Below are 13098 nucleotides of genomic sequence, written 5' to 3' on the forward strand. Positions count from 1 at the left end.
AAAATCACCAAAAAGTGACAAAAAACCGTGCCCTGCACAGTCCGGGGGTAATTCCTGGGATAGTCTTCTATGCCCCCTTTCTTACCCATAGCGCGTTAGCACGGAAGTGAGTCATAACGGTAGTTAGAATCACCCTTTACGATTCTATCTTATTGATAATAAATACTGTTATGTAATATACCCTGCGACCCGATACTTACTGTCGAGAAAACCGGGCACCACCCTGAGCCGTTTTTACCACCCTTTACCGGTCTATTTCCGTCTTTGTTCCGATGGCTGTTTTCTAATCTGCGTCCACCATTCCTTCGGGAAAATCTTCACACCGCCTTTCGGCGGTCCAACTTATTTGACTACAATCAATTTAAGGAAGTTAACCACCTGCTGGGTATTTTGGAGGGGGACGACTTTAATTAGATAAATTCCCGGCGCGATGCCCGCGGTGTTCAGGAGAAAATCACCTTTTCGAAGATATTCAGAGTGGCTCTTTAGTCGCCTGCCCGTGATATCAAAGACAGTAAACTGGTAATCTCCCGGTTCATAAACGGCAATCGGAACCGACTGACCACAGTGCACGATTTTTGATTTGAGCGGGTGGGAAAGGTAAGGTTGCCTTTCTGTCTCTTCAATTCCTGAACCCAGGGAAAGTTTCATTACGAAGAGGTCGAAGTTATAGATGTTATTTCCGCAACCGCCAAAAATATAGCAGTCGTTCATTCCAAACAGTTCAATGTACCCACCAGAGGTGAGTGTGTCGAATCGATAATAACGGGTAAAGATGGTGTCACCATCCGGGGTGTAGGCAACCAGCACGCATTTGGAACTGTCAGCGCGAGGACCAGGATAGGGGTCAAAGCCTATGCCACCGGTAGTAAGGATTTTACCTGATGGGTGGACCTTCAATTTGCTAAAGTTAGATTCGGGCACCTGTTGGGGAAACAACCTCTGCCACAGGAGTTCGCCTGTTGGGCTTACCTTCATCACAATCCCTTGATGGGGAAGAACCGGGTCTTCACCGGTATCACCAGAAATGTAGATGTAGTTTTCGGTGTCCACTGCAATACCAGTTGACCAATCCTCAAGATTGGCATCAAAACGGCGCCACCAGATAATATCGCCATCAGGCGTTAATTTGATTACAAAGAAGTCAAAACTCCATTCGATAAAACTGCCAAATTCACCCGTGCCCACAAGGTTACCATCTCGGTCCCAAACCAACTCAGCAAACCCTTCGGTGTCGTCGTTGCTGCTCAGGTCGTAATCGCGCACCCAGAGGATGTCTCCTTCTGGAGAAAGTTTCATCAGTAAAATTCCGCCCAGCAGTCCGTAGTCGTAGTAATGTCCACCAGCGATGATGTTTTGCGACTCGTCAAACACAACACTTGACAAAACTGTTTGGGGCATATTGTTAAACCGATAGCGTCTCTGCCACAACAGGTTCCCGGTAGGGTCCAATTTGATTATCAGACCATCAATTGATGAGTCACGATGCGGAAACCTAATAAGCCCAACCACGACAATGTTGCCCATCCGGTCAATTGCGACATTAAACACCTCTTCATCATATGCGGTGTCGTCTAAAACCCAGTTCCAGAGGGTGTCGCCTGACGGACTATATTTTATTAGTAGAATCCCTATATGGTTGAAGGAATCACTGTCCATCGTTGCGGCGACGACGACAGCGTTTCCCAGCGAGTCAACCGCACCTCCGCTGCAAATGTCAACTCTTCCGGTGTCAAATTCTCTAATCCACACCACATCCTGGGCAAATACCCCACCCGTAATAATGAAGATGACAATTAAAACAAGGGGCAAGCGGCGTAGAGCCGCTTGCCCCGGATTTCTACTACTCATTGCGCCAAACATCGGTCTCCTTAGCCGGTGTTTCTCTCACCCACCAGTGCCAGCCGTGTTGATTCCAGGTATATTGGGAATTTATGCTGTGGCCTGTGTCCCACCACACAAGGACAGAGTCACCCTGCGTGGTTGTGGCTTCAGCGGTTTGTATGGAAAGAAGTTGAGAAGTATCTCCCCACGCAAACTTTCTGTATCTCCCCCTCACCTTGCAATAACCCTCGGTTGGCCTTATCGTTTTGGAACCGCGATTGATACGTCTCTTCACATAAGGGCGCTGGGGATCTGGGTAGATTAAAATCCAGGATATCGCCTTGTAGCCCGAGTGGTCTACTATGTTAGTAGAAATGTTAGAAGGATTTGCCTGTGCCAGTTGTTCAGTCGCTGTTAGATAACCCGCCGCGTGGAATTCGTCCAGTGTCATCTCTTGAAAGTCGAGACCATCGGCTTGTATAACGGTGGAGTCTGGTTCTCCGTAAACCTCAACGACGCAGACACCTTCTTCATCATCATCGGTAAACTCGGCAACATAGTATCGTGCGGTGCTGGTTCCCTGTGCTACCAGCAATAGGGGGGGGGGCAAAAAGCAGGGTCAGGATGATGTTTTTGAGGTTGCCCATAAAAGACCTCCTTTATTTAACCTCGACCAACTATAACAAATATTAACCATTTTGTCAAGAAACGGAATTTGCTCCTGTTGCGGCGGGGTACCTTATCAGAGTATGTTGTAGCCGGTATTGACAGTTTGTTTATCATTGACTTTTATTAAATCTGATTTAGAGTATTAAGAAGTAGTCAGGCGCTTTATTGAGGCTGCTGAAGAACTGACACCAGGAGGGCTAGCCTAACTGGTAAGGCAGCAGACTTGAAATCTGCCGACCCTTCAACGGGTCTTGCGGGTTCGAATCCTGCGCCCTCCGTAGTAAGGATAGAGCAGAAGCGCAGTAGCGGGATAGAGCAGAAGGCCAGAAGTAATGTCCGACCGGAACGCTTTTCTGCTACTGACTTTTACGCAAATCTGGAGAGGTGGCCGAGCGGCTGAAGGCAACCGCTTGCTAAGCGGTTATACGGCTAACCCCGTATCAAGGGTTCGAATCCCTTCCTCTCCGTTTAACAACGCTCCCTTTTGCCCGCTTGTGCTAAAAACAGATGGGCAGGGGAAAATAATTTGACGATAACTCAATAACATTTAACTATGAATAACGAGCCGGTGCGCGTCCGTATTGCCCCTTCACCAACCGGTGCGATGCACCTTGGTCTTGCCCGCACCGCCCTTTACAACTATCTGTTTGCCCGTCAGCACCAGGGTGTGTTCATCCTGCGGATTGACGACACCGACCAGGTGCGCAATCAGGCGGAGATGCTTGAGCCCATCCTTGATGGCTTGCGCTGGCTCGGGCTGGAATGGGACGAAGGTCCAGAAAAGGGCGGACCTTACGAACCCTACTACCAGTCGCAACGGAGCGCAATCTATCAGGCGGCGGTGGAAAAACTGCTTGCCTGTGGTGCCGCCTATCTTGACTACGCCACGCCAGAAGAGATCGCTGCGGAACGGGAGCAGGCGCGGCAACGGGGCGAGACCTTTCGCTATAGCCGGCGCTGGATGGCAGAAACCGCAGAACAAAAGGCAAGTTTTGAAGCCCAGGGTAGAAAGCCGGTAGTCCGTTTGAAGATGCCCCAATCGGGCACAATGGTGATTGAAGACCTGATTCGCGGCCGGGTGGAGTTTGACCTTGCCCTGGAACAGGACCACATCATCCAGCGTCAGGACGGCACATTCCTTTACCATCTGACCAGCGCAGTTGACGACGGCGAGATGAAAATCAGCCACATCATCCGCGCCGAAGAGCACCTTTCCAACACCCCGCGCCAGGTTTTTATCCTTCAGGCGCTCGGCTATCCTTTGCCCCGCTTTGCCCATCTGCCGTTTGTTGCGGAACCGGGCAGTAAGAACAAGTTGAGCAAGCGCCGGCTCAAGGAGTACCTGAAGCGTGCCGAGTTCAAGGAGTTGATGACCAAAGGCGAACTGATTGCCCGGCGTTTGAACCTGAGCACCAGCCCGGATTTGTTAAATCCGGTGGTGATTGACTTCTACGAAAAGATTGGATTTCTACCCGAAGCGCTTCTTAACTACCTTGCCCTTTTAGGCTGGGCACTGGACGACCGCACCGAATACTTCACTAAAGAGGAACTCATCCGCTCCTTTTCCCTTGACCGGGTCAATCGGGCGCCGGCAAGTTTTGACCCGCAAAAACTGCTCGCATTCCAGGTCCATTATATGATGCAACTGCCTGTGGCAAAAAGGGTGGAACTGGTCCTGCCCTATCTGATAAAAGCCGGACTAATAAAGGAGCCGGTTGCACCGGAAATTCAGGAGATGGTTGGTGCAATCGTCCAGGCTGCGGGTGACCGCATCAAGGTTGCGGGCGACATCCTTGAATACGACTACTTCTTCCTGCCCGATGAGCAACTAACTCTTGACCCGAAGGCAGTAAAGCGCTGGGTCGCACCCGAAGGACAAAAGGCGCTGCTTGCCGAGTTTGAAGCCGCGCTGACCGAAATCCTCAACTTCACCAAGCCGGTAATTGAGTCGCTTGTTGCCCAGCTTGCCGCGGCAACAAACACCAAGCCGATGGCGGTCAGTCAGGCGCTACGGGCCGCTTTGACCGGAAAGGATTACGGATTTGCAATTGCCGACTGTGTGATGATTCTTGGCAGAGACCGGGTCCGTAACCGAATTCGCCGGGCACTAACCGTGGCGCAACAAACTTAACATTCAGGAGTTGCTATGGCAGAGAAAGACCGAATCGCCGAAGAAAAATCTGGACCGGACTTTATCCGGCGCATCATCAACGAAGACTTAAAGAGTGGCAGGTTTTCGCCGCCAATTGTCACCCGCTTTCCGCCCGAGCCTAACGGCTATCTCCACATTGGCCATGCCAAGTCAATCTGCCTGAACTTCGGCATCGCCCGCGAGTACGGCGGCAGGTGCCATCTGCGCTTTGACGACACCAACCCGGAAAAGGAAGAAGAGGAGTTTGTCCGTTCCATTATGGAAGATGTCCGCTGGCTGGGGTTTGACTGGGGTGAACACCTGTACTACGCTTCCGACTACTTTGAGCAGTTGTACCAGTGGGCAATTGAGTTAATCAAAAAGGGCAAGGCGTATGTGTGCGACCTTTCCCCCGAACAGGTCCGGGAGTACCGGGGCACTTTAACCGAACCGGGCAAGGAGAGCCCGTATCGCAACCGTTCAGTTGAAGAGAACCTTGACCTGTTTGAGCGGATGCGCCGGGGCGAATTTCCAGACGGCTCCAAAACCCTGCGGGCAAAGATTGATATGGCTTCGCCCAACCTCAATCTGCGCGACCCGGTGATGTACCGGATTATGAAGGTGCCGCACCATCGCACCGGTGACAAGTGGTGCATCTATCCAACCTACGACTGGGCACATGGCCAGTCCGACTCAATTGAAGGTATCACCCACTCCATCTGCACTTTGGAGTTTGAAGACCACAGGCCCCTTTACGACTGGTTTCTTGACCAGTTAGGTGTCCATCACCCCCGTCAGGTTGAGTTTGCCCGGCTCAACCTCACCTATACGGTGATGAGCAAGCGCCGGCTCTTAGAACTGGTGGAAAAGGGTTATGTTTCGGGCTGGGACGACCCGCGCCTTCCTACCATCGCGGGTTTGCGGCGTCGGGGCTACACACCGGAGTCAATCCGCAACTTCTGCGACCGGGTTGGTGTGGGCAAGGCGGACACCGTGGTGGCGATTGAACTGCTTGAAGACTGCATCCGGGAAGATTTGAACAGGCGTGCCCCGCGCGTGATGGCGGTTCTGAAACCGCTCAAGGTGGTGATTGAAAACTTTCCCGAAGGCAAGGTTGAAGAGGTTGAGGCGCTCAACAACCCGGAAGACCCAGCAGCGGGCACCAGGCTCGTGCCCTTCTCCCGGGAAATCTACATTGAAGAAGACGACTTCCGGGAAGAGCCGCCCCCAAAGTACTACCGGCTTGCGCCCGGTCGCGAAGTCCGGCTCCGCTACGCCTACATCATCAAATGTGTCGGCGTGGTCAAGGACGCTTCGGGTCAGATTCGGGAGTTGCGCTGTGTTTACGACCCCTTAACCCGCAGCGGTACTGAAACCCGCAAGGTCAAGGCGACCCTGCACTGGGTGTCTGCCGCTCACGCCCTGAACGCCGAAGTCCGGCTCTATGACCGGCTCTTCTTAAAACCGGACCCGGACGATGTGCCCGAAGGCCTGGACTGGAAGGCAAACCTCAACCCCAACTCACTTGTCGTGCTTAACAACTGCAAGGTGGAGCCGTCCTTGAAAAATGTCCAGCCCGGTGACCGGTTCCAGTTTGAGCGGTTGGGCTACTTCTGTGCCGACCTCAAAGATTGTAAACCGGAACACCTGGTGTTCAACCGCACCGTCACTTTGCGGGACACCTGGGCAAAAATCGAACAGAAACTGAAACAAAGCCAACCAGGAGAGAAGAAATGAACCTGTTTGAACGACTCACACAAGGTAAAACCGTTAAACTCATCGCCGGATTAAAAATTGACGCCGCGCCGCAGAGCGATGGCAAATGGCGGTTCGCAGTTGAATTTCCGGTAAAAGCCCAGAAACCGGACTATGTCCTGTTAGCCCTGCACTATTTGAGCCACACTCTTGCCCGTTTTCCCAAACAGGAGTCCCGGGGCTATGAAATGGCAACCAATCTCCGGGCGATGCTCACCTTGATTGTCAACGAAGGGGTCTGGCCCGGTTCGGATTTGATTCGCTATGCCGATGCCCAGGACAAAATTGTTCTGCTTGAGCCCGGGAAAATCGCCAATGGCGAAACAATTTACGCCGCGCTGATTGTTGCTCCGGGCAGCGGTGAACCGGACCTGGCGTTTGAAGAGCCCATCAAAGTTGCCGATGAAGGGCTGGTATTTTCGGTTGTTGCCGTGTTGCAGGCGCTCTTAAAAATCCTCGACCCGGAAACAATCGACCGTTTGGACCACGCCCTGCGCTACTTCAACTCCTACCTTGACGAAGGGGCAAGTTGTGCTGACCTGGCAACCGCCTGCAACCTTGCCAACCGGGCGTTCAAAGCCAGCGCCTGAACCCGCCTAATTACCCCTGTTGCCGCTTGCGTCGTTCCGAGCGGGTCTCAAATATCGTATAAAGAACCGGAATGAACACGAGCGGTAAAAAGGTGGAGACAATCATACCACCAACAATCGCTCTGCCCAGGGGTGACCACAACTCTGAACCCTCGCCAATCTGAAACGCTAAGGGCAGCATCCCGAAAATCGTGGTCAAAGATGTCATCAAGATGGGCCGGAGCCGAATCCGTCCCGCCTCTTTGACCGCATCAATCAAACCCATTCCCCGCTCCCGGCGCAATCGGTTGGTATAGTCAATGTACACAATCCCGTTGTTCACCACCACACCCACGAGAATCAGAAGCCCTAAAAGCGAAATCACCGAAAGGGTTGTCCGGGTCAAAAACAGAATCCAGAGCACCCCAATCAGGGCAAAGGGCATCGTGAACATAATGATGAACGGGTCGCGCAGCGACTCAAACTGAGACGCCATTACGACAAACACCAGAACGAGCGCAATCAAAATTACTAAGGCGAAGTCCCGGAAGGTTCGGGTCATCTCTTCGTAAGAGCCGGAAAGTTTCAATGTGAAGCCGGTAGGTATCGGAATGTCCTTGATTGCCCGGGCGATTTTCTGTGCCGCCTGACCCGCAGAGATGCCCACATTACGGGCGGTAATCTTGACAATCCGCTCGTTGTTCTTCCGCTCAATCTCCAGTGGACCGGTGCTGGTGCGCACCGTGACCAGATTGCCCAGCGGCACCGGACCAGTGGGGCTGGGTACAAATGTGCCTAAAATCTCCACCAGTTCATCGCGCTGCTCTTCGGGCAGGCGAATCAAAATGTCGTACTCCTTACCGCCCAATCGGTAAACGGTTGGTGCATTACCCTCCACCTCGGTGCGCAGTGCCGCACCAATCTGATAAGGGGTCAAGCCGTAGAGCGCCGCCTTCTGCCGGTCCACCACCAGTTGCAGTTCGGGCTTGCCAGGCTGACGGCTGGATTTGATGTCCACCAGTCCGGGTATCGTCTCAATTGCGGCGATAACCTTACGGGTCAAACTGTCCGCAGTAGCGAGGTCGTAGCCGGTTATGTCAAGTTCCACCCCGGAACTGGTTCCTGCCATACTGGTGAAACTGAACTCCTGGACATAAACCTTTAACCCCGGAATTGTTGCGGCAAAGCGCCGGATATCCTGGTCAATCTCTTCAACCGAATGCTTACGCAGGCGTTTTGGCTTCAAAACGATGTTCAGAAGTCCGGAATGGCTGCCCGAAGAGCCGCCCATAATCGCCACAAACCCGGTGCCGGTGCCCAGTTGCACCGCCACACCCTCAATCTCATCCTGCCACCGTTCCTGGACATAGTTCTCCAGTTTCCGTACCGCACTGTCGGTAACTGCAAGGTTGGTTCCCACTGGCATCTCCACCTGTAATCGGTGAAACTGGCTCTCCTGGACCGGGAAAAACTCGGTCCCGATAAAACGCACCAGCCCAAGACTGACGCCCAGAATCACCACCGCACCAAAAACCACCAGCCGCTTATGCCCCAATGCCCAGCCAATCAAACGGGCATAGCCATCTTCAATCCGCTGGTAAAACCGCTCGCTCCACTTTCGGATGCCGCTAATTGCCGGCTTCGGGTCGGGCAGATACCGGCTAGTTAAGGTCGGAATCAAAGTCAAAGCGATAACGAGCGAAGCGACCAGCGCGCCGACAACCGCCCAAACTAACTGGGGAAATATCACCTGGAGAAAACCGCGCACCAGAAGCAAAGGCAGAAACACGACAATCGTGGTCAGAGTGGAAGCGGTAATCGCCATCGCCACCTCATCGGCACCAACACTTGCCGCCCGAAACCGCTCGGTACCGCGCTCCCGATGCCGGAAAATCGCCTCAAAAACCACAATACCATTATCCACCACCATCCCGACCGCAATCGCCAGACCCGCCATTGACAGGATGTTGACCGAATAACCCAAAAGGAACATAAAGAACAGGGCAAAGAAAACCGAAAGCGGAATCGCAAACGCAACAAACAGCGTTGCCCGGAACCGGCGTAGAAACAGAAACAGAATAAACACCGCGAGGATGCCACCGAGCAGGATGTTGTAAACCACATTGGAAATTGAGCGGGTAATCTCCTTGGACGAGTCAAAGATAACCTCGTGCTCAACCCCGGCTGGTAAAATTGAACTCAACTCCTTCAGTTCTGCCCGTGCTGCCCGGGCAACCTGCACCGGATTGGCATCAGGCCGGCGCTGGACAACCACAAAAATCGCACTACCCTGATTGTACCGTGCCACGGTCAAAACCTCTTCTGGTCCCCAGTCAACATCGGCGATGTCCTTCAAAAGAATCGGACTCTGACCTTTCATCCCGACCACGGTGTTGCGCACCTGGTCCAAATCGGTGTACTCGCCCAAAAGCCGGATGAGAAACTCCTTGCCCTGACTCGTAACCCTTCCCACCGGGTAGTTAAGGTTCTGCGCCTGCAGGGTCAGATTGAGCGCATCAATCGTAATGCCCGCAGCGAGCAGTTTCTCCTCTTTAACCTTCACCTGTAACTGGCGCTTGGTCCCGCCTGCAACCATCGCGGTCGCCACACCCGGCACCCTTTGCAACCCATCTGCCAGGTCCTCTGCCACATCGCGCATAAGCAACTGGTCAACATCGCCGTAAAGGGCAATCTGTAAAACCGGCATCATTGACGCATCCAGTTTGAAAACCGCGGGCCGGGAAGCGGCATCGGGCAACATCGCCACCGCCATATCCAGCCGGTCGCGCACATCCGCTGCCGCCGCATCTAAGTTTGTGCCCCAGGCAAACTGCAACTGCACAATTGAGATGTTTTCCAGCGACCGGGAGGAAATCTCCTTTAAGTTGGAGATTGTACCCACCCGCTCCTCAATCACTTTGGTAACCTCAGCCTCAACCTCCTGCGGTCCCGCACCAGGATAAGATGTAACGACAATCATCATCGGCAGGGTAACCGGTGGCAGGATATCAACCGGCATCCGGGAAACGCCCACCACCCCGAACAGCACCAGAACCAGGGAGACCAGAATTGTCGTTACCGGTCGCTTAATTGATGTATCGGTCAGTTTCATTGTCCACCCGCCTCCACCGGATTCACCTTCTGCCCTTCCTTGACACCTTCCTTACCGGTCGTCGCCACCTTCTCACCCGGTTCCAGCCCTTCAATCACCTCAACCCACTCATCACCCCGCAAACCAAACCTTACCGGCTGGAGATGGGCGATGCCATCTCTTACCACCACCACCCGTTCCTCACCGGTGGCAAACAGCGCGGCGAGCGGCACCATCACCACATCCTTCTTCTCCTCAACCACCAGCCGTGCCATTCCTGCCATTCCCGGCACCAGACTACGCCGGTAATTGGGAATAGAGATTTCCACTGTTGCCGAACGGGACATCGGGTCAAGCATCGGTGCCACCCTCGTAACCACTCCACTAAACGCACTTTCGCCTGCCGCTGAGAAAAAGACCCGCGCCTTGAGTCCGGGTTTAACAAAAGGCAAATCCGTCTCACTCACCAGCGCCTTCATCTTAATCCGGTCCGAAAACCGCGCCACCGCGGCAAAAGGCATCGTCGGTGCCACGGTCTGGCCCACCTCAACATAAACCTTGCCCACCACACCGGCAATCGGCGAGCGCACCGGTCCGGGCTTGTAGTCCATACCGGGAATGTCGTTCACCACATAACCAATCGGCTCATCCGGACCAACCACCGAACCCTCCGGTTTGGTAATTTCGGTCACCCTGCCGGTGATTTTGGAATAGACCAGAACCTGCTCCTCACCCTGCAACACCCCGAGCAGTTGAATCGAACGGCTCACCGTGCCCCGTGGTACTGTGACCACCGTGACCGCCGGTACTATCGCCTCTTTTTCCTTTTTACCGGAGCGGGACTGGCAACCCGGCGCCGCCACAATTGTCAGAACCATCGTCGCCGCCACCACACAACTTAACACCCGCCGCAAAATCGGGTCCGTACCGTCAATTACCGCTTTCCCCTTCACTAACTTCTTAAAAATGTTTCTCATAATTCACTCCTCCTTAAAATTCACCGACCGCCCGCAAAAACCGTGCCCGGGCAATCTGATAATTGGCAAGGGCGTTGAGATAGGCGACCCGGCTCTGGGTCAACTGCAACTGGATGTCTAAAAACTCCAGATTGGTAATCAGCCCATTCTGATACCGCTCCTCTGCCAGCCGGAACGCCTCCTCTGCCACCTTCACATTCTCGCCCTGATAAACAATGTTGTTCTTCTCCTGACCTAAACTGGCGAGTGCCGCCTGAACATCAAGGTCAATCGCACTCTCCACCATCTTCAAAGACAGAAACGCCTGGCGGTACTTTGACTGCGCCTGCTTCAGTTTGTGGTAGTTGGTCAAGCCGGTAAAAATCGGCAGCGACAGACCAACCGTTGCGTTCCAGTCCTTACCCCACTCATCCTTAAAACCGACCGGTTTCTTGTAGTCAAAGTTTGCCGCGGCAAACAGTGTGGGCAGGTTTGCGGTCCGGGCGATGCGCACCGACCGGTCCGCAATCTGCACCAGCCGGCGCAACTGCGCCAGTTCGGGCCGATTTTCCTTTGCCCGGCGCCGGGCACCCGCAGTGTCAAGACCGGTCGTTTCCGCTGCCAGTTCGCTCTCGAGCACAAACACCGTGCCCGGTTCCAGTCCAAGTAGATTTGCCAGCGCTGCCCGGGCAAGTTCTGCCCCATTTTTCACCTGGGCAACCTGATTCGCCACATTGGTCAAACTGACCCGCGCCCGCATCACATCCAAACGGCTTGCCAGCCCGTTGTCGTAAAGTTTTTCCACCTGCGCAACATGGCGCTGCAACTGTTCATAAGACTCGTTGAGCAGTTGCGCACTCTTCTCAGCAAGGAGCGCCTGAAAAAACGCCTGGACTGCGGAAAACTTGGTCTCCTGGCGTGCCTGGTCCCGTGCCGCCTTCTGCGCCTCCAGACTCAGACCGGCAATCTGATACGCATTAATCAGTTTACCCCAGGTGAAAAGCGTCTGCTGCACCGTGCCCCGCAACAGGTAGTTGTTCTGGGAACCGAGCGCCATCCTTACTGTGTCCGCACCCACCGGCAGCGGCACCGAATCGGTAAAACCGATTATCTGTCCGGTAACCGGGTCGTAAACCCGCAACGGCAGCATCTGGTAAACCGGCGCCACCATCTCAAACTGGTTGACCGCACCGAGCCGGGTGTAACTTCCCGAAGCCGAAATCTGGGGCAGAAAACTGCCAAACGCCGCACCTTTGCCCGCTGCCGCCTCCAGAACCTTCTCCTCATTCTGCTTTAACTGGTAGTTGTTCTTCAGTGCCAGTTCCACCGCCCGCTCCACCGTAAGCACCAGCGTATCGGCGCGGGCAACCGGCAGCGCCAGAACAAAAATCAGACCGGAAATAAAAAACCAGATACTCCTTTTTCTCATACTCATCTCCTTATCCCGTTAAAGAAAATGTCCAGCGCCTTCACCGGCGCCGCCTTTACCCCCAGCCGATGGCTGGTAACGAGCAGTGCGGCGCGAAAGGCGTTTAAAAATGAGAGTGCGGCGAGCCGCGGCTCCACCGACCGAAACTCACCCTGCCGAACTCCCGCCTTAACCAGTCGGGCGATGTCGTCCACCAGACCCCTGATTTCCGGCAGCACCTGCTCGTGAAACCGCCGGCTAATCTCACACCGCTCCTCCCGCAGCTCCGGAAACACCAAATCAACCGCCGCGGGCTTGCTACTCAAACTCTCCACCCAGCGCGCAAACACCCGACGCAACTTATCGCTCGGGGTGCGCTCCTCCTGGGCAACCTCGGCAACAATCGCGCGTGCCTGACTGATGAGCCACTTCACCATCCCGACATACAAATCGGGCTTGTCTTGAAAATAAAGATAGACCGTGCCCTTGGCAACACCCGCCTTCCGGGCAACATCGTCCATCTTCGTCTCGTAATACCCCTTATCGCAGACGACATTGAACGCCGCCTGCAAAATCATTTCCCGTCGGGCTTTTGATTTCCGTTTCATATTTCAAAACTGACCGGTCAGTCATTATACCCAATCAACCCCTGCCCGTCAAGAAAAATTTTCTTGCCAATCAATTATTATCTGCTA

9 protein-coding genes and 2 tRNA genes are annotated in these 13098 nt (G+C 54.0%); 5 read left to right on the forward strand and 6 right to left on the reverse strand.

The genetic code is table 11. The features are described 5' to 3' along the window. Window positions 1-342: 342 nt before the first annotated feature. Window positions 343-1863 carry a hypothetical protein gene (locus HPY86_08300; protein ID NPV14914.1) on the reverse strand — a complete coding sequence of 507 codons (1521 nt, stop codon included), beginning with the start codon at window positions 1861-1863 and terminating at the stop codon, window positions 343-345. Beyond that, window positions 1844-2419: a hypothetical protein gene (locus HPY86_08305; GenBank protein NPV14915.1), complete on the reverse strand. Its 576-nt coding sequence runs from the start codon at window positions 2417-2419 to the stop codon at window positions 1844-1846. The genes HPY86_08300 and HPY86_08305 overlap by 20 nt, the downstream gene beginning before the upstream one ends. 265 nt (window positions 2420-2684) lie before the next feature. Between HPY86_08305 and HPY86_08310 the strand changes: the two genes are divergently transcribed. From HPY86_08310 to HPY86_08330, 5 genes are all read left to right on the forward strand, one after another. Next, window positions 2685-2771 (forward strand) — tRNA-Ser (locus tag HPY86_08310). Between the two features lie 100 nt (window positions 2772-2871). After that, window positions 2872-2960, forward strand: a tRNA-Ser gene (locus HPY86_08315). Between the two features lie 86 nt (window positions 2961-3046). After that, window positions 3047-4624, forward strand: a complete 1578-nt coding sequence (gene gltX / locus HPY86_08320; GenBank protein ID NPV14916.1) for a glutamate--tRNA ligase — start codon at window positions 3047-3049, stop codon at window positions 4622-4624. 15 nt (window positions 4625-4639) lie between these two features. Further along, window positions 4640-6361 carry a glutamine--tRNA ligase/YqeY domain fusion protein gene (locus HPY86_08325; protein NPV14917.1) on the forward strand — a complete coding sequence of 574 codons (1722 nt, stop codon included), beginning with the start codon at window positions 4640-4642 and terminating at the stop codon, window positions 6359-6361. Continuing rightward, the gene (locus tag HPY86_08330) at window positions 6358-6969 is read left to right on the forward strand and encodes a hypothetical protein (protein NPV14918.1); all 612 of its coding nucleotides are present in this window, start codon (window positions 6358-6360) and stop codon (window positions 6967-6969) included. Before HPY86_08325 ends, HPY86_08330 begins: the two co-directional genes overlap by 4 nt. Before the next feature lie 10 nt (window positions 6970-6979). Here HPY86_08330 and HPY86_08335 read toward each other — a convergent pair whose 3' ends face one another. Genes HPY86_08335 through HPY86_08350 form a run of 4 tightly spaced genes read right to left on the reverse strand, consistent with a single transcriptional unit; the run spans window position 6980 to window position 13011 of the window. Further along, window positions 6980-10060 (reverse strand): efflux RND transporter permease subunit, encoded by a 3081-nt coding sequence (locus HPY86_08335; GenBank protein ID NPV14919.1) that lies wholly within the window; start codon window positions 10058-10060, stop codon window positions 6980-6982. Further along, a complete protein-coding gene (locus HPY86_08340) occupies window positions 10057-11016 on the reverse strand; it encodes an efflux RND transporter periplasmic adaptor subunit (GenBank protein ID NPV14920.1) in 960 nt (319 codons plus the stop codon). The genes HPY86_08335 and HPY86_08340 overlap by 4 nt, the downstream gene beginning before the upstream one ends. A gap of 13 nt (window positions 11017-11029) precedes the next feature. Beyond that, window positions 11030-12424, reverse strand: a complete 1395-nt coding sequence (locus tag HPY86_08345; protein ID NPV14921.1) for a TolC family protein — start codon at window positions 12422-12424, stop codon at window positions 11030-11032. Between the two features lie 2 nt (window positions 12425-12426). Continuing rightward, entirely contained in the window at window positions 12427-13011 is a 585-nt protein-coding gene (locus HPY86_08350; protein NPV14922.1) for a TetR/AcrR family transcriptional regulator, read from the reverse strand. Window positions 13012-13098: the final 87 nt, after the last annotated feature.

This window comes from candidate division WOR-3 bacterium (assembly GCA_013177935.1).
GTDB lineage: Bacteria > Hydrothermota > Tepidihabitantia > Tepidihabitantales > Tepidihabitantaceae > Tepidihabitans.

What these genes read in the sequence shown, in the direction of transcription:
- HPY86_08300 (NPV14914.1), bottom strand. Translation starts at nt 1,863, where the DNA reads ATGTTTGGCGCAATGAGTAGTAGAAATCCGGGGCAAGCGGCTCTACGC.
- gltX (NPV14916.1), top strand. Translation starts at nt 3,047, where the DNA reads ATGAATAACGAGCCGGTGCGCGTCCGTATTGCCCCTTCACCAACCGGT.
- HPY86_08325 (NPV14917.1), top strand. Translation starts at nt 4,640, where the DNA reads ATGGCAGAGAAAGACCGAATCGCCGAAGAAAAATCTGGACCGGACTTT.
- HPY86_08330 (NPV14918.1), top strand. Translation starts at nt 6,358, where the DNA reads ATGAACCTGTTTGAACGACTCACACAAGGTAAAACCGTTAAACTCATC.
- HPY86_08335 (NPV14919.1), bottom strand. Translation starts at nt 10,060, where the DNA reads ATGAAACTGACCGATACATCAATTAAGCGACCGGTAACGACAATTCTG.
- HPY86_08340 (NPV14920.1), bottom strand. Translation starts at nt 11,016, where the DNA reads ATGAGAAACATTTTTAAGAAGTTAGTGAAGGGGAAAGCGGTAATTGAC.
- HPY86_08345 (NPV14921.1), bottom strand. Translation starts at nt 12,424, where the DNA reads ATGAGAAAAAGGAGTATCTGGTTTTTTATTTCCGGTCTGATTTTTGTT.
- HPY86_08350 (NPV14922.1), bottom strand. Translation starts at nt 13,011, where the DNA reads ATGAAACGGAAATCAAAAGCCCGACGGGAAATGATTTTGCAGGCGGCG.